Source organism: Rhizobium sp. P1_C7, from assembly GCF_056406295.1.
In genome coordinates this window covers 351,478-375,829 of record NZ_JBFUAL010000003.1, presented here as the reverse complement: position 1 = coordinate 375,829, position 24,352 = coordinate 351,478, and the positions used below count along the sequence as shown (strand labels likewise).

Sequence of the window (24,352 nt, the reverse complement as noted above, 5' to 3'; positions counted from 1 at the left end):
TGCAGCACACCCCGAGGGGTAGCAGTGGGCCGATGCGCACGCCTAAATGGATGGCAAATAGACTTCGACTTCGTGACGACGCCTGTCATCCAATGGCTCAACTTTTTCCCTCCAAAACGCCTCTGCTTCAGGCGTGTCGTGCTCCCATTGTCGCGTGGTAACGATGTTGTCGTCGATCTTTACGCGACGATGACCGCCAAGCCGGATGTACTCTTCGGCCAGTTTTAACGATGGCGTTTTCTCCATGACTTGCATCCTTTCTAGTAGTGCTGCGACGATTTTGGCGTAATCCTCATTTTCGTCACGATTGCTGCCTCTGATTAAACGGCCCAAACGGTGTTTTGTGCCGCATTAAACTTGGGTAACGGCAATGTGTTTGGATCACACCTTTCTCTTTTTGAAGGTTGCCCTAGCAGCCGGGTGGAGTCGGGCGGCGCAGGGTTCAGTTCTGTGAGACGGTGGGGCACCCTGACATTGGGCGCTGATTTTCACTGACTGATGCAACAAATTCAGGCAGCCGTTGCCGACAACACGTCTTACAAACGCTCCGGCCGAGCGCGCAGATCCGCCCCAAATGTCCCCTGTATTGTCTCTCGTTGGCTGCGGAATGGTGGTTTAGCTTGCTGCTACACATGCAGCTGAAGAGCACACTTCTACCCACGCGTTTTGGTACCGCGACATGCTCCAAAGATAGCAAGCCGCGGTGATCGTAGTGGTCGCGTTCCACGGCTCGCGCTTATAGGCCGGCAGCGCGTGCATGCTTTCGCGCCGATGCTAGCGTCAGTGCTGAATTTGAAAAAGATGACGAATGCGCGCCGTCAGCGACGTCGGTCGCGCGATTCCTTCCTCTCCATGCGAGAGATGCTTCTCGGTCTCCATTCGTCTTGCAAGAAGCATTCCTAGCTCTTCGGCGAGTATCGGGCGATCATGCATCACGCAGGCGAGGTGTTCTTTCGAAATCTCATAGGCCACGACCAGTGTAAGCGCACGAACGTCTCCTGGCTCGAGTGCGCCCATGAGAACGCCCCGTTCGCCGAACAGGTCACCGGGAGCGAACCTCGTAAGTTCAGTTCTCCCATCGATGTCGTCAGTCCTCTCGACCACGGCAACGCCACTTCGAACAATCATCAAAGAGGTCAGCGACGTATCTTGCGTCGCGATGATGGCGTTCTTGCGGAAAGTCAGACGCTTCATGTTGGATGCAAGAACTTCCTTCTCGTCCTCTGTCAGCGTCGTGAATAACGGGATCGAGTTCAGCAATCGCCAGGGCGTACCCGGATGGCGCAGGTTTTCTTCGGCCGATTCGCTGTCTTGCTTGAAGCCGGAGGCTCCCACGGGTCCTGCAAGTTGCAGTCCCGCCGCTGCAGCATGCCGATACACGAGATCGTAGATCTCCGTTTTCGCCGCACCAATCCCACCGATACCTGCTACGCGGAAAGAAAGCTCAATCTCTACCGCTTGGCTGTCGAGCCCCGAAATTGTGGCCGAAGGTTCGGGCGATTTAAGAATTTTGGTGCTGCTGAGCAAGACAGCACGCATCGTTTCTTCGATTGACGCGGGCGGTTTCGTCGGTCGCACACGGATAACAAGAGATAGGCCATGAGACTCATCGGGGCTCGTAACGTTTGTAAGACGGGCTTTAGCTAGGGCGCTGTTGGGCACGATGACCAAATCGTTGGTCCCGTTGAGCAAGTGAGTAGACCGCCAGTTCGTTTCGACCACCCGTCCTTGGGCGCCATCCTCGAGTACGATCCAATCACCCACAGTGTACGGCCGACCGAGATTCAGGGCGATCCCGGAGAATACGTCATTTAACGTGCTCTGAAGTGCAAGGCCCAGGACGATCGCGAAGACGCCCGATGTCGCGATCAAGGTTCCCACGGGAACACTGAAAACATAAGCGATCACAGACAGCCCGGCACCGAGATATATGATCGCTACGACCAGGTCCTGGAGCAGTCGTCCTTCGCGAGGCTTGCGTTCGAAGGTCAGGAATAAGCGGACGGAGCTTACGAGCACCATCGCACCTCCTATCCACCAAACGGTCTTGGCAGCTCCGATAAAGATCCTTCTCGACAGATCGTCGGTCGCGGTATCCGTCGCGTAAGGTTGGATCCCATGGATAAGAAGAACCAACGTCAGCAAGGCGAAGAATGCGACGTTCGCAGCAAATCTGAAGGTGGGCCTTTTTCCGAAAGCCACCCTCGCTGCCAAGCTGATGGCCACTAGCGCCGCGAACTGGAAGACCGGATCCCTCAAAAGGCTAGTCCACATCCATGGTCCCTCTCATCGCAGTTCGCCAGTCTATGGTTATATGGAAACCATTGGTGAGCGCGAACCATTTCTACAAAACCTGCACTATACAAGCATGCCTGCTCAAGTCCGTGATCGTGCCGATCGAAGCGTCGGTGTCCGCAGCCGTTGAAGCCCCTTGGCCACACGGAAGTGAAGCAATTGACTGGGCAGCTATCGCAGGAAACCTGCCAACACACCGTCAAACACTGCTTAGCAATATGCTAGTCTCGCTGTTAAGCACACCCTCGACCGTGCGTACTTCGCGAAGAACCCGGTCGAAATCACGCAAGTTTCCGGCGCGGATCTCCGCGACAAGATCCCAGGATCCGTTCGTTGTGTGCAGCGCGTAGAGTTCCGGAAGGCCGCGCAGAAACTTTATGACCTTCGTGGTTGATCGGCCCTGCACTTCAATCATCATGATCGCCCGGATTGCCCCGTCGTCATAGTCCTGGCGAACACGGATTGTAAAACCGAGGGCCGCGCCGGACTGGAGCAGTCGATCAAGTCGCGCCTGAACCGTCCCACGTGAGACGCCCAGTATGGCGGCAAGCTTTGAGAGAGGCGCTCGACCATCCTCGCGCAGGACGGAGATCAGCCGGTGATCGAGATCGTCAAAAATATGCATACATAGATTTGTACAATGCGGCTGTGCATTATGCTAGGTTTTATGCAAAAAATGCCGCATTTTTCGAATTTAAAGTTCTTTACTGCATACCTAGTCTGGTTTCATCGAATTTCCTGATGGAGCTGCAACGTGGTACAGTATGTCGGCGTCAGCAATGTTATCGAACTGGTCCGATCGGTCGGCATCGAGGCATTTCTGCTTGGTCTCGCGGATTACATCGAAGAGGATTTCCGCCGCTGGGAGCAGTTCGAGAAAACGCCTCGTGTCGCCAGCCACTCCAAAACCGGTGTCATCGAGCTGATGCCTACGTCCGATGGCCAGCACTACGGCTTCAAATATGTGAACGGCCATCCGAAAAACCCGAACGTCGGCCTCCAGACGGTCACAGCTTTTGGCGTCCTTTCCGATGTCAGCACCGGCTATCCCTGCCTCGTGTCGGAGATGACATTGATGACCGGGCTTCGGACGGCCGCGACGTCGGCACTGGCAGCGAAATACCTTGCTCGCAAGAATTCCCGCACGATGGCCATCATTGGTTTGGGCGCCCAGTCCGAATTCCAGGCCCTCGCCTTCCGCGCACTTCTCGGGATCCAGAGCCTTTACGTCTACGACATCGATCCAGATGCCGCTGCCAAGTTCCGCGATAACCTTGCGGATACGGATATCGACATCGTCGTCGCCAGGACCGCAGAGGAAGCCGTCGCACTTGCCGACATCATCACCACCGTGACTGCAGACAAGAAAAACGCGACGATCCTTTCCGACAACATGGTCGGGGTCGGCGTGCACATCAACGCGGTTGGCGGTGATTGCCCCGGCAAGACCGAGCTGCAGGGCGACATCCTGCGACGGGCTGACGTCTTCGTCGAATTTCCCGAACAGACCCGCATCGAGGGTGAAATCCAGCAGATGGCGGCCGATTTTCCGGTGACCGAGCTCTGGCAGGTCATGACCGGAGAAGCGACTGGCAGGCACTCCGACACCCAGATCACCATCTTCGATTCCGTCGGCTTCGCCACTGAGGATTTCTCTGCCTTGCGCTACCTGCGCGATGCCGTGCAAGGTACTGATTTCTATACGGACCTCGATCTCACCACGCAGCCTGCGGATCCGCGCAACCTCTACGGTCTGTTCCGCCAGTCCGCTCCTGTCCTGCAGGAGAGGTACGCCTAAGCCATGAGCAGACTTTCCGTGCAGGCTCCGAAGTCCGTCGTGATGATCCGTCCGCATCACTTCACGCCGAACCCGATGACGGCGAAAGACAATTCGTTCCAGTCCAACGACGAAAAGCGCGCTGCCGCCGCAATCGCAACAGCCGCCTTTGACGAAGTCACCTGCATGGCAGAGGGTCTCGCTGCTGCGGGCGTAACCGTTCATGTGTTCGAGGACGAAACTGCCACGAGACCCGACTCGGTCTTCCCCAATAACTGGTTCTCCACCCATTCTGGCGGGCACGTCGCCGTCTACCCGATGTATTCGGCAAGCCGGCAAAGCGAGCGCCGTCCCGATGTCATCGAGATGCTGAAGAACGAGTATCGCGTCCAGGACGTCATAGACTATTCGGGCCTTGAGAAAGACAATGTCTATCTCGAAGGCACCGGCGCCATGGTGCTCGATCATATCGGTCGCGTCGCCTATGCCGTCCGCTCGAACCGTACCAACGAGGTCGCGCTGGAGCGCTTCTGCACGCACTTCAATTTCGAGCCAATGGTCTTCGATGCCGTGGATCGCAACGGCAGGTCCATCTACCATACCAATGTGCTGATGTGCATCGGCACGGACTTCGCGCTGCTCGGCTCGCAGATGATCCCCGACATCGCGCGTCGGCGGGAAATCGTTGCCCGACTGGAAGAAACCGGACGCACGGTGATCGAACTGTCGATTGAGCAGATCGAGAATTTTGCAGGCAATGCCATCGAACTGGATGGCAGGGACGGCCGCGTGGTGGTTTTGTCCGCGCGGGCCTACGCCTCCCTCACCCCCGGGCAGATCAATACCATCGAAAGCTCGGCAAAGCTGCTGCCGTTCGATGTTTCGACCATCGAGCTCGCCGGTGGTTCCGTCCGCTGCATGCTGGCCGGCATTCACCTTTCACGCCGTGAGCCGGCAACCACACAATTGCTTTACGCGGCCAAGCGAGCCGGATAGAGAAGCCCCATCAAAAGGTAAGGTACTTCGAAATGTCGCAAGCCAGATCAGTTTATCACTTCAACTCCGTCATTGTTCGCGAGCCGTCGCGCTCGGTTGTCAATGGTCTACGTGCCGACGATCGCGGCAACCCGACCTATGAAGGTGTCAAGGCTGAGCACGACGCCTATATCGCTGCCATGCGCGCAGCCGGCGTCGATGTTTCCATCCTGCCGGCACTCGAAGCCTTCCCGGATTCCGTCTTCGTCGAAGACCCGGCGGTCGTGTTCACCGAAGGCGCGATCCTGCTGCGTCCGGGCGCGGCAAGCCGCGTTGACGAGACTGCGGAAATCACGCCGACGCTGCGCGCCATGTTCGACACCGTTCTCGATCTGCCGAGCCCGGGCTTTGCCGATGGCGGCGATGTGCTGACGACGCCGAAAAGCGTCATGATCGGTCTTTCCGCGCGCACCGACAAGACAGGCGCTGAAGCGCTTGCCGCCTGCATCGGTAAGCTCGGTCGCAAGGCAGAAATCGTCGCGACACCGGAAGGCGTTCTTCACTTCAAAACCGATTGCTCGCTGCTGGACGACGAGAGCATCCTGTCGACGGCCCGCCTCGCCCGCTCCGGCGTTTTCAACGACTTCAAGCAGATCATCATTCCCGAAGGCGAAGAGCCTGCGGCAAATGCCCTGCGCGTCAATGACGTCGTCATGGTCGGCTCGGATTTTCCACGCACGATCGAGATGCTCGACAGGCTCGGCTACAAGGTCGTGCCGATGAAGACCACCGAAATCGGCAAGATCGACGCAGGTCTGTCCTGCATGTCGCTGCGCTGGTACCGGAACGGCAAATAAGCAGCTGTCTCAAGAACATACTGGGAGAACATAATGTATAGCCTCAAATCGAAGATCGCCGCGGGCGTCGCGCTCGTCCTGTCCGCCGGCTTTGCCCATGCTGAAGACACCATTCGTCTCGGCATGACGCCCGAGCCCTACATGCCGTTTACGCAGATCAACACGGCCGGTGAATGGGAAGGCCTCGAAGCCGACCTTTCGCGCGCCGTTTGTGCCAAGCTGCAGGCAAAGTGCGATATCAAGCAGATGGCCTGGGATGGTCTCATCCCGTCACTGAAGGAAAGCAAGGTCGACTTCATCATTGGCGCGTTCTCGATCACCGACGACCGGCGCAAGGTCGTGGACTTCAGCACGCCTTATTACACCGAGGGCACGTCCTTCGTCGGCGCCAAGTCCGATGACGCGAAGATCGCCTTGGTCGACGCATCCGATGGTTCGGGCAAGATCGTCGATCCGGAGGCTGTGTCCGGAAAGATCGTCGGCGTGCAGACGTCGAGCGTCCAGGCTGCCTATGTTGCCAAGTACCTCCCGGGTGCCGAGGCCAAGAGCTACGATACCGCCGACAACTCGGTCGCGGACCTCATCGCCGGTCGCGTTGACTATGTGCTCATCCCCGATCTCTACATCCAGACATTCCTGAAATCCCCGGCAGGCGCGGACTATGAGGTGAAGTTGGAAGTGCCGACAAATGCCACGCTTGGCGAAGGTGTCGCCTACGCGGCGCGCAAGGGCGATGCGGCAACACTCGGTAAGATCAATACAGCGCTTGCGGAGCTGGACAAGGACGGCACGCTGAAGAAGCTGGTCGATCAGTGGATCTTCAGCAAGAAGTAGTCGCGTGATCCCGGGCGCGGCACCGGCCGCGCTCGGGAGCATTGGCGCAACTGCGCTCCCTTGTATCCGTGGCGGGCTTGCCGGTTCACTGAGGCTCCGCCACAACCAAGCGTCGCTCGGCTGACGGCCATGGGCAACGGCGCATCAAGCAGGTAACGAACGCATGGACTCATATTGGCATTTGCTTGCCTGGGGTGCCGAAGGCTGGGGTGACGAATTCGCCTGGGGCTTGTTGATGACCCTGGAAGTATCCATCGTCTCCTACGCAGTCGCCGTCGTTTTCGGTTCTCTGGGAGCCGCCGGCAAGCTTTCGCGGCATCGTTCCCTTCGCTTGATTGCCGATCTCTACACCACTGTCGTGCGCTCGCTGCCGGAACTGCTGGTCATCCTGCTTCTCTATTTCTCCGTCGCCAGCGGCGCCGAGCGGTTCTTGAAGTATCTCGGCCTCGTTGATGACGGCTTCCAGTTCAGCTCCTTCTGGGCAGCGATCGTGGCCCTCGCTTTCGTCTCAGGGGCATTCATGACCGAGGTGCTGCGGTCAGCATACCTTGCCGTTCCATCCGGCCAGATCGAGGCTGCCGTCTCCATCGGCATGCGGCCGCGCAAGATCATGACCCGCGTCATCCTTCCGCAGATGATGCGTCACGCTGTACCCGGAATGGGCAATCTCTGGCTGTCCATCACCAAGGAAAGCGCCATCATCTCGGTTCTCGGTTCGTTTAGCGAACTGCTCTACACCGGCTACCGCGCAGCCGCCGGAACGAAGCAGTACATCTTCTTTTACGGCCTGACGGCCGTCCTCTTCCTGCTGATTACGTTGGTATCTGTTCTCGCCATCAGCCGCATCGAAAAGCACCTGAACCGGGGGCATCGCTGATGGAAACGATCACCAACGTCATTTCCTTCTTGCCTGCCCTCATCAAGGCAACGCCGCTGACGCTGCTTCTGACGGCAACAGCCGGTATTTTCGGCCTTGTCATCGGTACCCTTGCGGCGCTTGCCCGCCTATCGAAGAACCGGTTGCTGGCATGGCCGGCCTTCGCGTTCACCTTCGCGTTTCGTGGAACGCCGTTGTTGGTCCAGATCTATCTGATCTACTACGGCCTGGGACAGGTCTTGCCGGGCACCTGGGTCCGTCACAGCTTTCTCTGGCCCTATCTGCGCGACGGCTTGTGGTATGCGATCGCGGCACTCAGCCTCAACCAGGCTTCCTACAATGCCGAGGTCATCCGTGGCGCCATTCAGTCGATCCCGCGCGGGCAGATCGAAGCGGCACTCTCGATCGGCATGACGCGATGGACGATCCTTCGCCGAGTGACGCTGCCGCAGGCATTCCGCCACTGCATGCCGGTTCTGACGAGCGATCTGATCATTCTCCTAAAAACGACGTCGCTTGCCTCGACGATCACGATTCTGGAGGTGATGGGCACGGCCCGCATGCTGCAGCGTCAGTCGCTGTTGATTTTCGAGCCGCTGATCGCTGCCGGCATCATCTATTTTGCCGTGGTCTTCATCCTGACCAGGATCATGAACACTGTCGAACTCCGCATGACGCGCTATCGCGTCGTGCGCACCTGAGCGCGCAAGGCTGGGAGGAATTGGAATGGTCGAGACGGCACTCTCGGTAAGGGACATCCACAAGAGCTTCGGCGGCGTCGAAGTCCTGAAGGGCATATCGTTCGAGGCGCGCAAGGGCGACGTGATCTCGCTGATCGGCAGCAGCGGTTCGGGAAAGAGTACCCTGCTTCGCTGTATCAATTACCTGGAGACACCGGACAAGGGTGAAATCTCGGTTGCAGGCGAAGTGATCCGTACGGCACCGACAAGAGGTGGCAAGCTTCACGCCATCGATCCCCGCCAGCTGGAGCATATTCGCACGCGGCTCGGCATGGTGTTCCAGAGCTTCAATCTCTGGTCCCACCGAACGATCCTGGAAAACATCATCGAAGGACCGATCCACGTGCTCGGCATGTCACGAAAGGATGCGATCGCCGAGGCCGAGGTGCTGATGGAGAAGGTCGGCATTATGCCAAAGCGCGACCAATATCCCGCGCAGCTTTCAGGCGGCCAGCAACAGCGCGCGGCAATTGCCCGTGCGCTGGCCATGAAACCGGAAGTGATGCTGTTTGACGAGCCGACGTCGGCGCTTGATCCCGAACTTGTCAACGAGGTGCTGCAGGTCATCAAGAAACTTGCGGAGGAAGGCCGTACGATGGTTATGGTGACGCATGAAATGGCGCTCGCGCGTGACATTTCGAGCGAGGTCATCTTCCTTCACAAGGGCCTGGTTGAAGAGCGCGGGGCGCCCCACACCATGATGAAGGACCCGCAATCCCCACGGCTTCGTCAATTCCTTCAGATGGCATGAGTACGACGATGAACGATATCAATTTCAAGGCATTCCTCCCTCATCTCGTCGCTATTCGCCACCGGCTTCACGAGATGCCCGAGATCGGTCTTTCGGAATTCAAGACTTCGGATTTCATTGCGGCCCAGCTCGAAAAGTGGGGATACGAAATAACCCGCGGCCTTGCCACCACGGGCATCGTCGCGACGCTGCGTGCCGGCAAAAGCAACCGCGCGATCGGCTTTCGCGCAGATTTCGATGCCCTGCCGATGCAGGAAGAGACCGACCTGCCCTATGTCAGCCAGCACCCCGGTGTTATGCATGCCTGCGGCCACGACGGCCATGCAAGCATGCTACTCGGCGCGGCGTGGGCGCTGTCTCAGGACCAGAGTTTTTCCGGCACCGTGCATCTCATCTTCCAGCCCGCCGAAGAGAATTTCGGCGGTGCAAAGCTGATGCTCGAGGACGGCCTCTTCGAACGCTTCCCCTGCGATCAGATCTTTGCGCTTCACAACTGGCCAGGCATCCCGACGGGTACCTTCGCGACACGTGCCGGCCCTGTGGCAGCCTCGATCGACGTGGTCACCATCACAGTCAAGGGCAAGGGCGGACACGGTGCGCAGCCGGAAGACACGGTCGATCCGGTTGTCATTGGGTCAAGCATCGTCATGGCTTTGCAGACGCTCGTCTCGCGCAACGTCTCCCCCCACCAGCCTTCGGTCGTCACCGTTGGTTCGTTTCTGTCAGGCTCCGCATCCAACATTATTCCGGACACCGCCGTGCTCGAAATCAGCATGCGTGCGATGAACCCCAAGGTCCGCGAAGAGATCCGCGACCGGGTCGTGCAGGTCGCGACGTTCCAGGCAAAGAGCTACAACGCCGACGTGGCTCTCGCTTGGCAGGTGGGATATCCCGCCACCATCAATGACGCTGAAGCCGTCCGCGCGGCAAAGTCCACGATCGCACAGCATTTCGGCGAGGACGCGTTCGTCGACCTCGACCTTCCTTTGATGGGAAGTGAGGATTTTTCATTCCTGCTGGAAAAAGTTCCCGGCGCCTATCTTCTGATCGGCAACGGCGACAGCTCCGGCCTGCATACCACGACCTACGATTTCAACGACGAGATCCTGGAACGCGGCGCCATGTACTTCTATCATCTGGCCAAGGACCGGCTGGCTTAGCCGCAGCACCCTGTCGATTTCACGTGGCTTGCATTACCATTCCCTGTTATGCGGGTCATCCGAAATGACGATTGAGTCGCGCATGTTGTTGGCCACGAGTTCACGCAAAGAGATCGCCGAGCGCACAATTTCACGCTGGAAGGCGCTCGGAATCGATATCGATGGCGACCCCGAGTTCATGACGCTCCTCGGCCTCTGGATCTCAGGGTCGATCGGTTCAACGCAGATGCGCAGCCGCTATGTCTCGATCATGCGATCGCGTCTGCTCGAGCGACGCAACAGGCCGAGGTTGGAACCGATCGAGCCGGGAAGCCCCACCGTCGGCGAGCCTGGCAACACTATTTCGACTGAGGAATTTGCTGCCGACGCCGCTTTGCGCGATGCGGTCTGACGACTGCCCGCCATCGAAGTGAGGGGTCTTCGCTGCTCGCAATTGGGCCGGGCGGCTCGCGGCGCTGACGATCAAATTCTATTTTGGAAAATTATATCGTTCAGTCAGATCCCATAGATCTCGATTGATTTTGATCAGGGATTGTATGCTCTCCTTGATCCGCACGATCTCCAGATCGTCGAGTTCTTCGATCTTTCCGTACTTTATTTCATCTCGGCTTTCGAAGATCCGCATTGACTGCGTCAGACCACGACCACTGTCAGGGTCAAATGAATAGATGCAGTGGTTGTACTTGTTTCTGAGTTTTCCTTCCTCGGAAAGGCGCCTTGTTGCATCCAAGACCTCGCTTCGACAAGCCGCCGGGGTCCGCTGCATCTTCGCCAACCGCTCCACGAGATCGATGCGCGCACGCGACGTATTCAGCGTCAGGAAAATGACGATTGCCGTTTCCTTGTCAGACTGGCAGAGCCCGGCAATCATGTGAATCAAGAGACTCTCGGTGTTCGTCCAAGTGTAGTTCAATTGCCCCAGCAGCAACAGAACATCCTGAAACTTACGCATCGCCACCTGGCACCGAACCACTGCCTGAATGAACTGAATCGCCCGGCAAGGCCTCACCGCCGTCAGTTTCCTCATGCTCGAAATACATCGCGACCGCCTCCGTCCGGTTATGGACGCCGAGCTTGGTAATGATGTTGTGGATGTGAATCTTCACAGTGTGTTCGGACAATCCGAGCGCGGCGGCAATGATCTTGTTCTGATTGCCCAATGCGATCCGGGCCAAGATCTCGTTTTCACGCTTCGTCAGCTGGTGCATTGTTTTCGCTCGGACTTCGTGCGCCAAGCGAAGTATCGTCTCCGCGGGTGAGTCGGGCGAACGAGGGCTGCCCGCCTCCCGCAACGCTCCCTCCTGAATGCCATAGGTGGCAGACGGAAAATACGTCCCGCCCTTCAGAATGATCCGCAGTATCGACAGCAGCACGTCGAGGCTCACGTTCAACGGCAGCACGCCGCGAACAAGCCGTGTGTCAATGAAATGAAGCCGACCGGCGCTCTCCCGTTGATCGCCCTCGGTCACGATCACGACCGCGATGGAGGGATGCTGTTTCAGGAGCTCGCCTGCGCAACTATTGAGACTGTTGGCGAGCTCGAGATCGACCAGCAGGAGCCGCAAGGGAATTTCGAATTCGCACAGCGCCGCCTTCAGATCCGGAACATTCTTCACGCAGAGCGATGGAAATTCTCTTTCGATGGCCGCAGCCATAGCGTCGGAGACGACATCCGGCGGGCCGACATACAAGAGTGTGCGCAAATAGCGGCTCGCCTCGAAGGGCGGAACGCGTTCCACGCTGAAGTTGTGTAAGGTCGGCGCATCGTGCGTCATTCTCGCAAGCCTCCCCAGGCATTTTTATGCGGAGCGCGTGCGCTTCCCCCGCTTCTTTCCAGAAAATCTAGACCAAACAGAGCCGATTGGGAATAGCTCGAAGGAGCTATGGCCATCGCCTTTCGCCTCACTGGCATCGCACCTACACATCGCGCATAGCGTGTGTGGAGGCGTTTTTTCACGACAAATCAAAGGGGGAGGCGCGCTCCCACTACCTACCAAGGGGGTAGTCGCTGATATCCGCTACCTCTTGTGGCGCCATCCTAGCACTAAAGGCCTAAGCGAAAGGATCAATTTCCAATCATCCGGTGGTGTTGAGCATTCGGGTGGGCACCGCAAAGGATGAATTTAGGGTGTCTGCAGCGGGCGCACGGTTGCCTTGGCGCGATAGGGAACGCGTCTGGATATGAGAACAGCGTTTGTTACCGGCACAATCTGCTGCAAAAATACTTGGCTCAACCCGGTTGGCGCCCAAAACTGTGCCAAAAGGAGCCACGCTACCGCCTTCAGCGGGTACTAGCTCCATGTAGCAACTTACCTTCCTCGCATATTAGCAGCACATTCAAAGTTGCGGCTGGGTCAAAAGGGTCGCTTGCGGGGCATGCGTTGCCTTCGTGTGTCAACCCTTCATTCAGATGCCGTATCGTCAACAGCAGGAGGACGTGCCAACAGATTATCCAAATCCAGCACCGGAACGCGGTCCCCGATAAAGTCCGCACTTCACCAGATCGTTCAAGTTCAACATCTGCACGGCCAAGACCATAAAAAAGATGAATTGTGGCCAAGCTGTTGCGGATCCAGAGCCAGAGGACACGACAATGGCTGACAAGCACAGGAACAACTATGATCCGTCATCCCATGACGACGATCAGGAGCAACAGCAGCAGCAACGTGAGCAACAACAGCAGCAGGAGCAGCAGGAGCAGGGCCAGAACCAGTACCAGGGAAGTGAATCGGAAAACTACAATGGTAATGGCAACGGCAACCTGAACCTCAACGGTAACGGCAGCCTGAACCTGAATGGTAACGGCAACCTCAATGGCAATTTCAATGCCAGCGAGAATATCAACGAAAACACCAATACCACGACCGTCGACGTTTCAGTGGACGTCGGCCTGGAAGGCTATTTGCCGAGCGACGATGACTTCGCTGACATCGACGTCCAGGGCGGCAGCTCCATCGACGGCCTGTTCAACACGAAGTTCGACGACATTCTCAATGGCGCGCTTGGCGGCGACGGCAATGACGTTGGCAATGTCATCAATCAAATTGCCAACCTGCAAGACAATGATTACCTCGAAAAAGCAGAGGTCTCCAACGACGGAAGCTTCCAGCTCAACAACAATGCCAACGGTGGATTGGCATTCGCGTCAGATGGGATCAGCGGCGGTGGCGACGGCGGCAAAGGTGGCAGCGATGCCGATGCCGATGGTGGCAATGGGGCAAGCGGCGGCGGCGCGATAGCCGGAGCAGGAGTGGGCGGTGCCGGAGCCGGCGGTCTTGCCGCTAGCCTGGCATTTGGCGGCACCAGCGAAGGCGGCGATTCCGATGGCGGTGATGGAAGCAGCGGAAATGCCACGAGCGGCAACGCCCAGGGTGGCTCCGGCCACGGCGGACGTGGCGGCAGCGGCGCCGAAGGCATTGGCGTCGGACTGGGCCTTGGACTGGGCCTTGGTGCGGGGCTGGCACTTGCCGGTGACGGCAGCAACGGCGGCGACAACACAGCCGGCGACGGAGACCAGGGTGGGGACAGCGGTGACGCCGACGGCGGTGACGCCGACAATGCCGGCGATGGTGGTGCCGGAACCGGCGGTGCTGCCAGTACCGGTGTTGGGCTCGTTCTTGGATTTGTAGATCCCGTCTTTGCAGACAGTGATGGCGGCGACGGCACTGCTGGAAATGGCGGCGACTCCACCGGCGGAGCCGGTGGCGGCGTCGGCGCAGGCGGCGCAGGTGGTGCGGGCGGAAATGCTACGGACGCCGGTGATGGTGGCCGCGGCGGCGACGCTACTGGTGCTGGTTTGGGATTTGGCGCTGGCGCTGGAAGCGGTGCTGGAAATGGCGGCGACGGCGGCGACGGTGCAGCCGGAACCGGCGGCGCGGCAGCAACTGGCGACGCCACGACTGGTGACGGTTATGGTGGAGGTGCGTTTGCTGGCGGCGGCGACGGCGGGACTGCCCTCAGCGGCGCATGGGCCGATGGAATCGGCGGTGACGGCTACGGCGGCTGGGCCTTCGGCGGGAACGGCGGAGACGGCGCAGACGGCGGCATAGCCACCAACGGCTATGGTGGTGCCGGCGACGGCGGTTCCTGGGGTTCAGGCAACGGCGACGATGGTTACGTCACCGGTACGAGCTCTGCATCGGCGGATGCTGTCATCGACACGAGCGCCTTCAATCAGGATATCGTGATGGGCGCGAATCTGCAGCAGAACGCAATCGACATGACCATCGTCGGCGGCGATTTGACCAGCACCGTGATCGGCGACGATGCGAGCGATGGCAGCAGCTGAGGCCGGATACGCTTAGATCAATCCTAAAGCAGGTAAAGTGGGCTGCGCGCAGGTACTGCGCGCAGCCCCAAGATGCGACCCTCCTGATCTTCGCGGCAATGATTAGAGATGGCCGATTGTTACAGAGGAGTTCACGCCGTGACGATGATGGATAAGATCACTGAAGAGATCGCCCACTTCATCGGCGTCTTTCATATAAGCGTCGAAGACGCACGGTTTAGGGAGACCTATCAGGAATTCTCTCTCGACCCGGTACACACAGAACCGGATGCGCACCCTGTAATCGTTTCAGAGTTCGCGGCCCCCTTCGAACTGATCGATTACGAGCCGGGAATAGACTATCGCTCTCCCGGTCATGATCCCTGGCACATACGTCCCTGGCCACCCATGTTCCTGGGTTTGCCACGCCCTCACGGTGCCGACGACTTGCACGTGGGCCGGGAGCATCACTGGCCGCAACACTGGCAGCACCATTGGTCCCAGTCCCATCACACTGCCACCACGACGATGAAATTTACGCCACCGGAGATGGAACCACCCGGATCGGTGGCCAATTATCTCAATCAGGCAATCGCGCTATCAGACGATGACTATTTTAGCGTCGGCGGGCACAATCTCGAGTTTTCACCCGATCGTGTCGACAATTCGGCGCTGTTTGCCGGCGCAGAATCGGCAGCCTCGCTATCGCCTATCGGCGATCTGGAGAGGCCCGGATCGAGCGCGGAAACCATCGAGGTCATCAAGGCAGCGATTACCCAGCTTGATGATGCCGCCGCAGTTCCGGGACAGGCGGCGACCCAGATCTTCCTGCACGGCACGCACGCCATCGAAGGCATCTACGTCAATGGCGAACTTGTGGCGGAAGCGCCTGTGCTTGAAGACCACTACACGTTCGACAACAAAGCGGACGACAGCGAACCCAATCCGAAATCCAATACCTTCACAATGGAGGATGGGTCCGTCACCATCAAGGTCTCGGTGGAACTGCGAGCCGGCGGAGACACCCTGGTCAACGACGCCGTCATGAAGAATTTCTGGAGCGGCGGGGCGGTGACCGCGGTCGTCGGTGACCACATCGAACTGAACGCGATTGTTCAAATCAACGCAATCTGGGACTCCGATGCTATCACATCTGCGGTCAATCATTGGACGACAGGTGAAGCCAACGAGCTGTTCAACATCGCAACGTTCGAGCGTCTGGAAACCTCGCAGGCCCGGGGCGGCGATCCGTTGCACTCCAGCGACTACCCGGCGTACTGGTCGATCACTGAGATCAAGGGAGATCTCATGATCGTGAACTGGCTAGAACAGCTTGTCTTCATGAGCGACAACGATGTCGGTGTTCTCTCCTCGTCGGGCGTTACGACGAGCATCGTCAGCGGCGACAATCTTGGCGTCAACCACGCGTCCGTCGTGGAACTGGGCTTTGGCTATGACCTGATCATCATCGGAGGATCTGTCTACGACGCCAACATCATTCACCAGATGAACGTCTTGTTCGACAACGACCTGGTGGGCGCGGTGTCCGGTTTCCAGACCACCGGAATGGGCAGTGTCTCTTCGTCCGGAAATCTTCTCTGGAACCAGGCACACATCTACAATATCGGCGGTTCAGACCGGTTCGATTCTTTGCCGCAAGACTACCTGGATGCCGCCCACGCACTCGCAGCCGGCGGCAAAAACATTCCAGGTGGCGTGCTTTCCGACCACGCGTTTGCAGGCCTTGAGGGGTTGAGGGTCCTCTATATAAGCGGCGACCTGATCAACCTTCAATACATCAAGCAGACAAACATACTAGGCGACAGCGATCAGATCGCGCTCGCGATGGATGCAGTCTCTCCCCACGCGGATGCAGAATGGTCAATCTCGACGGGTTCGAACGCGCTCTTGAACAATGCAGCGATCGTCGACCTCGATTCTTTCGGAAAGACCTACGTCGGCGGTGAACAATATTCTCAGGAAACGCTCTATCAAGCCGAACTGATATCGCACCAGCCTGACTTTGGGGGCGCCAATCCGGATGCACTCGTGAACGAGGCGATCCTTTTCCTCGACGATTCAATGCTGGCCCCGTCCGATGCAACCCAGACCGGAGCCAACCCTTCAGCAGAATACGATACCCACCCGGATGACGGGGTCAACACGATGCTTGGACACTAGAGGGACATATGTACGAGATCCGCAAGAGCCCCACAGTCCCGGCAGGGTCGATGGCGGCCAAACCAGACAACACCAATGTGCGTCAAGTCGGTCCTGAAGACATGGCCGATCAATATCAGACATTCGAGCGTGCCGTGGAGGAATGCGTCGCCGTGGCCTCAGCGCCTCCCTTGCCTCAACCGGACAGTCTGCGGCAGGTGCCGGTGGCGGGGGCAGCCGAGGTGCCGTTGCAATCTCCTTCCGCGGTTGGCGACAGCCAGGCCTCATCCCCGGGTGCACCTCGTCCTTTCAGCGACCCGGTTGCAGAGCGCCCAGTCGAGGGCCAGCCGGGACCGTCGGCGCGCGACGCGCCGACGTCCAAGGCCGCCGATGGTTTTAAGGTCATTGACGGTGACTGCGGCCCGATCGCCGCCAAGCACAGCACAGTCGACAAACCATCGTCCGGCGGCGGCGGGTCGGGCCACGGCAATGGAGGCGGTACATTTCACAAACGTCTGGCGCCGGTCGATTTCAATGCGAGCCTCCAGGCAGGCATCAGCGCGGTGCGGCGCAATCTGATGATTGTCATGCTGTTTACCCTGGCAAGCAACGTACTTGTGCTGGCCATTCCGATCTATCTGTTCCAGATTTCCGATCGCATCCTGACCAGCCGCTCAATCGACACCCTGATCATGCTGACCCTCGTGATCGTCGGCGCGATCATCCTGCAATCCATGTTCGACGCATTGCGACGCTTCGTGCTGATGCGTACCGCCGTTGAAGTTGCCGCACAGCTTGGCGCACCAATTCTGAGCGCCGCAGCGCGCGCATCGCTGCACGGCAACGGAAAGGAATATCAGACGCTTGGGGACCTTCAGCAGGTTCGCGGCTTTCTGGTTTCCCGGACGCTGCTGTCCTTCTTGGATGCACCGATTGCACCCGTTTTCCTCGTGGCAGTTTTTCTCATTCATCCCGATCTCGGCTATATCGTCGTGGTGACCGCGGTCCTGCTTTTGATCCTCACCCAGATTAACCAGCGAATGACGGCAGCCCCCTTTGCCGAAGCGAATACTGCGCAAGTGAAGGCCAATCTTCACCTCGATTCCATGACCCGCAACTCGCAGATCATCAACGCATTGGCGATGATACCCGAGGCCGTTCAGATCTGGGGAAAGGACACTGCCGCCTCGCTGAAGGCGCAGATCATCGCCCAGGACAGGAATATCGCAATCGCAGCGGTTTCAAGGGGCACGAGGCTTCTGACGCAGGTAACCATGCTTGGTTGGGGTGCCTATCTCTCGGTTGAGGGTGAGCTGACAGGCGGCATGGTGATCGCCTCTTCGATTATTGCAGGGCGAGCACTTGCCCCCATTGAAGGCGCAATCGAGGGCTGGAACCAATTCAGCCAGTCGCGCGCCGCCTACGGCCGGATAGCAGCATTGCTGCGAGCCTCGCCATTCAATTTCGAACGCCTCAATCTGCCGAAGCCAGAAGGGCGTCTTGACGTCGAACGGCTGCTTTACGTACCGCAAGGAACGAAGCGGGTCGTCCTCAATGGACTATCGTTTGCCCTGCAGCCCGGCGATTCTCTTGCCGTCATCGGCAACTCCGGTGCGGGAAAGACCACATTGGGAAAAATGCTTGTTGGATCGATCCTGCCAACCTCCGGAAATGTCAGGCTGGACCTCATGGATCTGCGCAACTGGGACCAGCGCCAATTCGGCGAGAACATCGGCTACTTGCCCCAGGACGTGCAACTGTTCCCGGGCACGATCAAAGCCAATATTGCCCGCATGCGCACCGACGCCGACGACGCGCAGATCTACCGGGCAGCCATGCTGGCCGACGTTCACGAGATGATCGCAGGCCTACCGCATGGCTACGAAACAGTGGTCGCTGCCGACGGATCCCCCCTTTCCGGCGGCCAGAAGCAGCGTGTCGCTCTCGCCCGCGCCTTCTTCGGAGATCCGCACCTCGTGGTGCTGGACGAGCCCAATTCCAACCTGGACACTGCAGGCGAAGCGGCGCTCGTACGTGCTCTCCAGCATGCTAAAGAGCAGAAAATCACCATGGTAACCATTACCCAGAGGCCTTCGCTTCTCAATAATGTCGACAAGATACTCCTGCTGGTGAACGGAACCGTGGCGCTCTTCGGTGTGCGTATGGACGTGCTGCAGGCGATGGCGTCGCGTGGGATCGGTATCGAGGGTGGCTCGTTTGGTCATCAGTTGCAGTAGGAGTCGAGCGTCATGTCCGACATCGCCAAGGTCCATGATATAGAATGGTATGCTGACGTACCGCGATCCATCTGGAAACAGACGACTGTCGGGCTGATCCTCCTCGGGGTGGCATTCGGTGGTTTCGGTACATGGGCGTCGACAGCCCCCCTCGCCGCTGCCGTGATCTCCCAGGGTCGGTTCGTTGCCACGGGCCAGAACAAGATCGTGCAACACCTGGAGGGCGGCATCATCAAGCAGATTCTCGTCAACGAGGGAGATCAGGTAACGGAGGCGCAGCCGCTTGTCCTTCTTGACGAGACCGCAGCAAAGTCAAAAAAACGGGAGTTGTTTCTGCGCCGTATGAGGCTGGAAGGCACAGCGGCTCGATTGACCGCCCAATCTGAACGCAGGGACGATCTTGTCATCACGGATTTGCTCAACGACTATCGTGACGACCCCGATGTCTGGTCAATCCTCGTCAGCCAGCAACTTAATTTCAAGGCACAGCAACTTAAGCTGTCCAGCGAACTCTCCCTGCTCGAGCAAAATGTAAAAGCCCTGAAGTTTCGCGAGGAAGGCTACAGGCGGCAACGGGATGCGACCGTGCTGCAGGTGGACCTGCTCAAAGCCGAATATCTGGACAAGCAGTCGCTGCTCAAAAAGGGTCTGGTGCGCGGCAACGATGTGAAGGCGATACAGCGCGCGATTGCCGAGGCCGAAGGACAGGTCGGAAGGCTTGAGTCGGAGATAGCGGAAACGCAAGCGCAATCGGTGAAAGAACAGCAAGAGATACTTCGGACGGAAGGCGTTTACCGGGAAGAAGCGCTTGACCGGCTTCAAGCGATCCAGGGTGAACGAGATGTGGTTCGCGAGCAATTGCGCGAAGCCGAAAACGTCCTCCAACGCGCAACGATCAATTCGCCCGTGTCAGGTACCGTCGTGCGCACGCACTACCATACGACGGGCGGCGTCATTGAAAGCGGCAAGGCCATCCTCGAAATTCTTCCCGCGGGCGTGCCCTTGCTCATCGAGGCGCAGATACGCCGTAACGACATCGACAGCGTGAAGGTGGGTCAGGTCGCCACCATACGCCTGATCGCACTGAACCAGCGAACAACCCCCGTCCTGCACGGCGACGTGATCTATCTCTCGGCGGACGCTCTTCAAGACAGCAAGCCCGGCGTGGCGGATCATGACGTCTATGTTGCCCGTATCAACGTCTCGCCCGAAGAAATCGCGAGGGTCCGAGGGTTCACGCCCACCCCCGGCATGCCGGTGGAGGTGATGATCCAGACAGCGGAGAGAACATTCTTCAGCTATATTGCGAAGCCGGTGACGGACAGCATGTCGCGGGCATTCTCGGAACAGTGAGGCTTTCGGACATGCCAAGCGCGAGGCATTGAGCTCGCGGCCCGGGAGATCGGGCGACGGACCAGAATCGATGTTGACTGACGAAGAATTGACGAAGTGTTCGGCTACGCTAGCCTATGTGCTCGAACATTGGGTCAGTTCCTATGAGACGAATTCTTTCCGCAGCGGTCGCCGCTGCTTTTCTCGCCGGCCCCTGCATTGCGGCGCAGGCAGCGCCCCCGATCAACATATTTCAACAGCACTGCCTGTCGCCGGGACCCTATTTCGAGCGGACGGCAGTCGTTGCGAAGGATCGAAGCTGGACGCCGCTTGCAACAGATATGGCCGTCAGCCTGACGCCCGTCGAAAACCCCGTCGCCCTGGAGGGCTGGATCGTCGGCAATAGCGAGAACGGAGATGCGTTCGAAGCAGTCGTCGTCTCCAAGTCGACCGTCGGCGGGAACGCAGTCGAAGGCTGCACGGTGGCCTTCACCGAGATCGACGCGGAAGCCTTCGAGTTGCAGCTGAAAGAGCTTACCGCTGCCCGGCCGGCCGGAGAAACGCGCGGCCAGGACAGCGTCCACAAGGCCTATACCGCAAAGGTCGGCGGACGGGAGCTGGCGATCACTCTTACTCTTCCGCTCTATCCGAAGGGCGCAGACCAGGTGGTTGTCAGTGCCGTCGCGGCACAACAGCTTGAAAACTGACCGACACCGCGTAATGCGGTCTCCAACCCTTCATTGCGATAAGCTGCGGTTCTCGCCTAAATACTATGCATACCTGTGCAACCCAAGCACACGCCATGTCACGAGCGGGAAGCTCTCGCCTTCATCGTGATGCAGGATTGACTGGCTCTATGCCACGACGCAAAAAAACGCCTACCGGGTAGTACCGGCAGGCGTTTTTAGAATACAAAACGGTGGCTAGCTTGCGTTATCGAGCAATAGCTGCGCGTGCCACGCTGTGGATTTCCGAGCGGTCGATGCCCAGATCCTGCAGTTCACGTGAGCTCATGCGGCCAAGTTCGGAGACCGTCTGACGGTACTTGCGCCAATTGTTGAAAGAGCGTGCTACGTTCATGATAATCCCCTTTCCTGGGCTTTCGAGGCAGAGCTGCCAGTCCTTGGCGCTTTGTTTGCTTCGATGACCTTCTTATAGCTCCTCGCTGCGTTGACTGACAGTGGCAAGACATCAAGCCACCTATGCACCAGCTGCATGACTTTGCGCGGTCACTCCACCGTGTCGCGGCATCCCTGCCGGCCTCACGTTTGCGGCACATGTCAAACTTAATAGCGACAACGCCGACGAGCGCGTACAGGTTCTCTATCGGTTGCGAATATTGAAGGCTGCGACCGCTTGGGAGTCACGCGCTTCTGCCCGAACGGAGGAGCGATCATGAGTGATCTATTTCGCGCAATTTTATTGAATGACGACGTCACCGTCGTCTTCGAGGCACTGTCTGAGTGGTGCCGCCTGACAAAGACCGATCCGAATAGCGTGGAGGGCTGCTCAATGGCGTCCAGATTGTTTGACCTTTTCCAGGCTGGATGTGGATCCAAGGACGATCTTCTGGCGGCGATGGCGCGTGAGGAAACGGCCAGGCCGTTTCATGGGTGGGCTGCTGCGAGACCACCCGAACCAACGGCAATGGCATCGTAAGCAGAAGCCCGCGTCGTCGCGACCGTGACGACGCGGGCTTAAGGCCGCTGTTTCCTCACCAGTTCGTTACCGAACCGTCGCGCCGTTTGAGATGCGGTGCCTCCCAGAATTCGAAGCTTTGGCGGGCAACCAGCTCCTCGTTGACTTCTATTCCGAGGCCGGGCGCATCCGACACCGGATAATATGCGCCCTCGAGCTTCGGCTGGACGGGGAAGAACTCGGAGTTGTCAAAGCCGAGATGGGTCTCTGCGGGGCTGGCGCGGGTTTCAAGCCACGAAAAATTCGGCACGGCGGCAGAAAAGTGAACCGTTGCGGCCGTGCAGACGGGGCCGAGCGGGTTGTGCGGCATCATGTCGACGTAGTGCGTTTCGCTCCAGCTCGCCACTTTCATCGATTCCGTCAGGCCGCCGACATTGCACACATCGAGCCGGTTAAACTGATGGATATCTCGCTCGATGTATGGCTGAAACTGCCATTTCGAGGCGAATTCCTCGCCGATCGCGAAAGGAATATCCGTCATGCGGCGCAACGCTTCGTAGGAACCAGGGGACTCGTCACGGATCGGCTCCTCGAGGAAATCAAGCGTGCCGGACGGCATCTTCTGGCAAAAGCTTGCGGCTTCCGCGACCGTCAGCCGATGGTGATAGTCGATGCCGAGCACGATGTCGTCGCCGAGCGCCTCGCGGGCCTTGACACACCATTTGGCAGTGGTGGCGATGTGCTCCCGCGGTTCGTAGATATCCTTGTTTTCATGGCCTGCCGGAGATAGCCGCATTGCGGTCCAGCCGTGCTCGACCAGCATCTGCGCCTGCTCGATCATCGCCGGGCCGGGTTCGGCAAAGGTTGTTGCGAAGGTTGGTATCCGATCGCGCTGCTTTCCGCCAAGCAGCTCATAGACCGGAACACCGAGCGCCTTTCCCTTGATATCGTAGAGCGCAATATCGATCGCCGAGATCGCCGCCTGGAGCACACGGCCGCCCTCGAAATACTGGCTGCGGTACATTTCCTGCCACAACGCGCCAGTTTTGAAAGGATCTCGGCCGCGAAGGAATTCCGCATAGTGCTCGAGCGCTCCGACGACTGCCTTTTCGCGGCCGGATAGACCACTCTCGCCCCAACCGAAGATGCCCTCGTCCGTCTCGACCTTGACGAGAAGCTGATTGCGGATGCCGACCTTGACGGCATAACTCTTGATGGCTGTAATCTTCATGGTGTCCCCCGATCACCAGTGCCACAGGGTGCCGTCTTCAAGACGGTTCACCGGCAGATAGGCGCGCTGGTACGGATATTTCTCCGCAAGTTTTTCGTCGATATCGACACCGTGGCCGACCGCTTCCCCCGGGTGAAGATAGCCGTCCGACAGACTCCATGCGCTCGGGAAGACTTCGAGGATTTCCGGCAGGTACCCGGAATACTCCTGGATGCCGAAGTTCGGAACCCAGAGATCGAGATGCAGGTTTGCACCGAGGCAGATCGGCGACATGTCCATGGCGCCGTGGCAGGCGGTCCGAACGTTGTATACGCTGGCGAAATCCATGATCCGCCGTTGCGCCGTCACGCCGCCGGCATGCACAGTCGTCGTGCGGATATAGTCGATGAGCTGCTCTTCCATGAGCAGCCGCGCATCCCAGATTGTGTTGAACACCTCGCCGACGGCAAGCGGCGTCGTCGTGTGCTTGCGGATCAGCCGGAACCCTTCCTGGTACTCGGCAGCCACCGTGTCTTCCAGCCAGAAGAGACGGGCGAATTCGAGATCCTTGCCAAGCCTGGCAGCCTCGATCGGGGTCAGGCGATGATGACTATCGTGCAAGAGCTCGATATCCCAGCCGTGGGCCTCGCGCACCGCCTTGAAGAGTTCGGGGATGTAACGCAGGTATTTGGAGGTCGACCAGGTTTCCTCGTGCGGAACGGCATCGTCATCGGCATTGTTCGTGACGGACTTTTTGCCCGTGCCGTAGACATCAGGCAGGCCGGGAATACCAACCTGGACACGGATCGCCTTGTAGCCCTGCTCGATGCACTTGCCGACCGCTTCCACCGCTTCGGCGATATCGGTGCCTTGCGCGTGAGTGTAGCAGAGCACCTTCTCGCGGCTTGCGCCACCGAGCAGCTGATAGAGCGGCATGTTGGCGGCTTTTGCCTTGATATCCCAGAGCGCCGTGTCGATGCCAGCAATGGCCGCCATCGTCACCGGACCACGACGCCAGTAGGCACCCTTGTAGAAATACTGCCAGATATCTTCGATGCGGCTCGGATCGCGCCCGATCAGCAGCGGGGCCAGATGATCCTGGAGATAGGCGACGACTGCCTTCTCGCGGCCGTTCAGGGTCGCGTCGCCAACACCGGTCAAGCCCCCGTCGGTGAAGATCTTGACGGTAACGAAATTGCGCCCGGGAGAGCAGACAATGATTTTGACGTCGGTAATTTTCAT

Annotated in this window: 23 protein-coding genes; 15 read left to right on the top strand and 8 right to left on the bottom strand. The window is 58.6% G+C overall.

The window, feature by feature from the left end; genetic code table 11:
* Window positions 1-42: 42 nt before the first annotated feature.
* The 3 genes from AC1D2R_RS06755 to AC1D2R_RS06745 all read right to left on the bottom strand — a co-directional run bounded on the left by AC1D2R_RS06755 (window position 43) and on the right by AC1D2R_RS06745 (window position 2,920).
* Complete coding sequence (locus AC1D2R_RS06755) at window positions 43-246, bottom strand: hypothetical protein (RefSeq protein ID WP_477966026.1); 204 nt, start codon at window positions 244-246, stop codon at window positions 43-45.
* A gap of 534 nt (window positions 247-780) precedes the next feature.
* Window positions 781-2,274 (bottom strand): mechanosensitive ion channel domain-containing protein, encoded by a 1,494-nt coding sequence (locus AC1D2R_RS06750; RefSeq protein WP_477966024.1) that lies wholly within the window; start codon window positions 2,272-2,274, stop codon window positions 781-783.
* A 220-nt stretch (window positions 2,275-2,494) separates the two neighbouring features.
* Window positions 2,495-2,920 carry an Lrp/AsnC family transcriptional regulator gene (locus AC1D2R_RS06745; protein WP_057469568.1) on the bottom strand — a complete coding sequence of 142 codons (426 nt, stop codon included), beginning with the start codon at window positions 2,918-2,920 and terminating at the stop codon, window positions 2,495-2,497.
* A gap of 129 nt (window positions 2,921-3,049) precedes the next feature.
* Here AC1D2R_RS06745 and AC1D2R_RS06740 point away from each other — a divergent pair, with 129 nt between their 5' ends.
* The 9 genes from AC1D2R_RS06740 (at window position 3,050) to AC1D2R_RS06700 (ending at window position 10,657) form a co-directional block, all read left to right on the top strand.
* Complete coding sequence (locus AC1D2R_RS06740) at window positions 3,050-4,093, top strand: ornithine cyclodeaminase (RefSeq protein ID WP_477966021.1); 1,044 nt, start codon at window positions 3,050-3,052, stop codon at window positions 4,091-4,093.
* Between the two features lie 3 nt (window positions 4,094-4,096).
* Window positions 4,097-5,068 (top strand): citrulline utilization hydrolase CtlX, encoded by a 972-nt coding sequence (gene ctlX / locus AC1D2R_RS06735; RefSeq protein WP_477966019.1) that lies wholly within the window; start codon window positions 4,097-4,099, stop codon window positions 5,066-5,068.
* A gap of 32 nt (window positions 5,069-5,100) precedes the next feature.
* Window positions 5,101-5,904 (top strand): dimethylarginine dimethylaminohydrolase family protein, encoded by an 804-nt coding sequence (locus AC1D2R_RS06730; RefSeq protein ID WP_477966017.1) that lies wholly within the window; start codon window positions 5,101-5,103, stop codon window positions 5,902-5,904.
* Window positions 5,905-5,937: 33 nt separating this feature from the next.
* Window positions 5,938-6,738, top strand: coding sequence for a transporter substrate-binding domain-containing protein (locus AC1D2R_RS06725; RefSeq protein ID WP_477966015.1), 801 nt, complete (start codon window positions 5,938-5,940; stop codon window positions 6,736-6,738).
* A gap of 163 nt (window positions 6,739-6,901) precedes the next feature.
* A complete protein-coding gene (locus AC1D2R_RS06720) occupies window positions 6,902-7,615 on the top strand; it encodes an ABC transporter permease (RefSeq protein ID WP_477966013.1) in 714 nt (237 codons plus the stop codon).
* Window positions 7,615-8,316: an ABC transporter permease gene (locus AC1D2R_RS06715; RefSeq protein WP_477966011.1), complete on the top strand. Its 702-nt coding sequence runs from the start codon at window positions 7,615-7,617 to the stop codon at window positions 8,314-8,316. Before AC1D2R_RS06720 ends, AC1D2R_RS06715 begins: the two co-directional genes overlap by 1 nt.
* 25 nt (window positions 8,317-8,341) lie before the next feature.
* Entirely contained in the window at window positions 8,342-9,106 is a 765-nt protein-coding gene (locus tag AC1D2R_RS06710; protein ID WP_477966009.1) for an ABC transporter ATP-binding protein, read from the top strand.
* Window positions 9,107-9,114: 8 nt separating this feature from the next.
* Window positions 9,115-10,266, top strand: a complete 1,152-nt coding sequence (locus tag AC1D2R_RS06705) for a M20 aminoacylase family protein (RefSeq protein WP_477966007.1) — start codon at window positions 9,115-9,117, stop codon at window positions 10,264-10,266.
* Window positions 10,267-10,348: 82 nt separating this feature from the next.
* Window positions 10,349-10,657 carry a hypothetical protein gene (locus tag AC1D2R_RS06700; protein ID WP_477966005.1) on the top strand — a complete coding sequence of 103 codons (309 nt, stop codon included), beginning with the start codon at window positions 10,349-10,351 and terminating at the stop codon, window positions 10,655-10,657.
* A gap of 78 nt (window positions 10,658-10,735) precedes the next feature.
* Here the strand turns inward: AC1D2R_RS06700 and AC1D2R_RS06695 are convergent, their stop codons facing one another.
* The gene (locus AC1D2R_RS06695; protein WP_477966003.1) at window positions 10,736-11,218 is read right to left on the bottom strand and encodes a hypothetical protein; all 483 of its coding nucleotides are present in this window, start codon (window positions 11,216-11,218) and stop codon (window positions 10,736-10,738) included.
* The gene (locus AC1D2R_RS06690; protein ID WP_477966001.1) at window positions 11,211-12,041 is read right to left on the bottom strand and encodes a response regulator transcription factor; all 831 of its coding nucleotides are present in this window, start codon (window positions 12,039-12,041) and stop codon (window positions 11,211-11,213) included. Before AC1D2R_RS06690 ends, AC1D2R_RS06695 begins: the two co-directional genes overlap by 8 nt.
* 818 nt (window positions 12,042-12,859) lie before the next feature.
* Here AC1D2R_RS06690 and AC1D2R_RS06685 point away from each other — a divergent pair.
* From AC1D2R_RS06685 to AC1D2R_RS06665, 5 genes are all read left to right on the top strand, one after another.
* Entirely contained in the window at window positions 12,860-14,554 is a 1,695-nt protein-coding gene (locus AC1D2R_RS06685) for a hypothetical protein (protein WP_477965999.1), read from the top strand.
* Between the two features lie 144 nt (window positions 14,555-14,698).
* Complete coding sequence (locus tag AC1D2R_RS06680; protein WP_477966074.1) at window positions 14,699-16,714, top strand: hypothetical protein; 2,016 nt, start codon at window positions 14,699-14,701, stop codon at window positions 16,712-16,714.
* 8 nt (window positions 16,715-16,722) lie between these two features.
* Window positions 16,723-18,930: a type I secretion system permease/ATPase gene (locus AC1D2R_RS06675; RefSeq protein WP_477965997.1), complete on the top strand. Its 2,208-nt coding sequence runs from the start codon at window positions 16,723-16,725 to the stop codon at window positions 18,928-18,930.
* A 12-nt stretch (window positions 18,931-18,942) separates the two neighbouring features.
* The gene (locus AC1D2R_RS06670; protein ID WP_477965995.1) at window positions 18,943-20,283 is read left to right on the top strand and encodes an HlyD family type I secretion periplasmic adaptor subunit; all 1,341 of its coding nucleotides are present in this window, start codon (window positions 18,943-18,945) and stop codon (window positions 20,281-20,283) included.
* A 143-nt stretch (window positions 20,284-20,426) separates the two neighbouring features.
* On the top strand, window positions 20,427-20,969 hold the full coding sequence (locus tag AC1D2R_RS06665) for a hypothetical protein (protein ID WP_477965993.1): 543 nt from the start codon (window positions 20,427-20,429) through the stop codon (window positions 20,967-20,969).
* A 226-nt stretch (window positions 20,970-21,195) separates the two neighbouring features.
* Here AC1D2R_RS06665 and AC1D2R_RS06660 read toward each other — a convergent pair whose 3' ends face one another.
* Window positions 21,196-21,342: a DUF1127 domain-containing protein gene (locus AC1D2R_RS06660; RefSeq protein ID WP_477965991.1), complete on the bottom strand. Its 147-nt coding sequence runs from the start codon at window positions 21,340-21,342 to the stop codon at window positions 21,196-21,198.
* Window positions 21,343-21,657: 315 nt separating this feature from the next.
* On the opposite strand from AC1D2R_RS06660, the gene AC1D2R_RS06655 reads away from it, so the two are divergent.
* Window positions 21,658-21,921 (top strand): hypothetical protein, encoded by a 264-nt coding sequence (locus AC1D2R_RS06655; RefSeq protein ID WP_477965989.1) that lies wholly within the window; start codon window positions 21,658-21,660, stop codon window positions 21,919-21,921.
* A gap of 55 nt (window positions 21,922-21,976) precedes the next feature.
* On the opposite strand, the gene AC1D2R_RS06650 is transcribed toward AC1D2R_RS06655, so the two are convergent.
* Both AC1D2R_RS06650 and manD read right to left on the bottom strand, forming a co-directional pair.
* The gene (locus AC1D2R_RS06650; RefSeq protein WP_477965987.1) at window positions 21,977-23,131 is read right to left on the bottom strand and encodes a mandelate racemase/muconate lactonizing enzyme family protein; all 1,155 of its coding nucleotides are present in this window, start codon (window positions 23,129-23,131) and stop codon (window positions 21,977-21,979) included.
* 12 nt (window positions 23,132-23,143) lie between these two features.
* On the bottom strand, window positions 23,144-24,352 hold the full coding sequence (gene manD / locus AC1D2R_RS06645; protein WP_477965985.1) for a D-mannonate dehydratase ManD: 1,209 nt from the start codon (window positions 24,350-24,352) through the stop codon (window positions 23,144-23,146).

What these genes read in the sequence shown, in the direction of transcription:
- AC1D2R_RS06755 (WP_477966026.1), bottom strand. Translation starts at nt 246, where the DNA reads ATGGAGAAAACGCCATCGTTAAAACTGGCCGAAGAGTACATCCGGCTT.
- AC1D2R_RS06750 (WP_477966024.1), bottom strand. Translation starts at nt 2,274, where the DNA reads ATGTGGACTAGCCTTTTGAGGGATCCGGTCTTCCAGTTCGCGGCGCTA.
- AC1D2R_RS06745 (WP_057469568.1), bottom strand. Translation starts at nt 2,920, where the DNA reads ATGCATATTTTTGACGATCTCGATCACCGGCTGATCTCCGTCCTGCGC.
- ctlX (WP_477966019.1), top strand. Translation starts at nt 4,097, where the DNA reads ATGAGCAGACTTTCCGTGCAGGCTCCGAAGTCCGTCGTGATGATCCGT.
- AC1D2R_RS06730 (WP_477966017.1), top strand. Translation starts at nt 5,101, where the DNA reads ATGTCGCAAGCCAGATCAGTTTATCACTTCAACTCCGTCATTGTTCGC.
- AC1D2R_RS06725 (WP_477966015.1), top strand. Translation starts at nt 5,938, where the DNA reads ATGTATAGCCTCAAATCGAAGATCGCCGCGGGCGTCGCGCTCGTCCTG.
- AC1D2R_RS06720 (WP_477966013.1), top strand. Translation starts at nt 6,902, where the DNA reads ATGGACTCATATTGGCATTTGCTTGCCTGGGGTGCCGAAGGCTGGGGT.
- AC1D2R_RS06715 (WP_477966011.1), top strand. Translation starts at nt 7,615, where the DNA reads ATGGAAACGATCACCAACGTCATTTCCTTCTTGCCTGCCCTCATCAAG.
- AC1D2R_RS06710 (WP_477966009.1), top strand. Translation starts at nt 8,342, where the DNA reads ATGGTCGAGACGGCACTCTCGGTAAGGGACATCCACAAGAGCTTCGGC.
- AC1D2R_RS06705 (WP_477966007.1), top strand. Translation starts at nt 9,115, where the DNA reads ATGAACGATATCAATTTCAAGGCATTCCTCCCTCATCTCGTCGCTATT.
- AC1D2R_RS06700 (WP_477966005.1), top strand. Translation starts at nt 10,349, where the DNA reads ATGTTGTTGGCCACGAGTTCACGCAAAGAGATCGCCGAGCGCACAATT.
- AC1D2R_RS06695 (WP_477966003.1), bottom strand. Translation starts at nt 11,218, where the DNA reads ATGCGTAAGTTTCAGGATGTTCTGTTGCTGCTGGGGCAATTGAACTAC.
- AC1D2R_RS06690 (WP_477966001.1), bottom strand. Translation starts at nt 12,041, where the DNA reads ATGACGCACGATGCGCCGACCTTACACAACTTCAGCGTGGAACGCGTT.
- AC1D2R_RS06685 (WP_477965999.1), top strand. Translation starts at nt 12,860, where the DNA reads ATGGCTGACAAGCACAGGAACAACTATGATCCGTCATCCCATGACGAC.
- AC1D2R_RS06680 (WP_477966074.1), top strand. Translation starts at nt 14,699, where the DNA reads ATGATGGATAAGATCACTGAAGAGATCGCCCACTTCATCGGCGTCTTT.
- AC1D2R_RS06675 (WP_477965997.1), top strand. Translation starts at nt 16,723, where the DNA reads ATGTACGAGATCCGCAAGAGCCCCACAGTCCCGGCAGGGTCGATGGCG.
- AC1D2R_RS06670 (WP_477965995.1), top strand. Translation starts at nt 18,943, where the DNA reads ATGTCCGACATCGCCAAGGTCCATGATATAGAATGGTATGCTGACGTA.
- AC1D2R_RS06665 (WP_477965993.1), top strand. Translation starts at nt 20,427, where the DNA reads ATGAGACGAATTCTTTCCGCAGCGGTCGCCGCTGCTTTTCTCGCCGGC.
- AC1D2R_RS06660 (WP_477965991.1), bottom strand. Translation starts at nt 21,342, where the DNA reads ATGAACGTAGCACGCTCTTTCAACAATTGGCGCAAGTACCGTCAGACG.
- AC1D2R_RS06655 (WP_477965989.1), top strand. Translation starts at nt 21,658, where the DNA reads ATGAGTGATCTATTTCGCGCAATTTTATTGAATGACGACGTCACCGTC.
- AC1D2R_RS06650 (WP_477965987.1), bottom strand. Translation starts at nt 23,131, where the DNA reads ATGAAGATTACAGCCATCAAGAGTTATGCCGTCAAGGTCGGCATCCGC.
- manD (WP_477965985.1), bottom strand. Translation starts at nt 24,352, where the DNA reads ATGAAAATTACCGACGTCAAAATCATTGTCTGCTCTCCCGGGCGCAAT.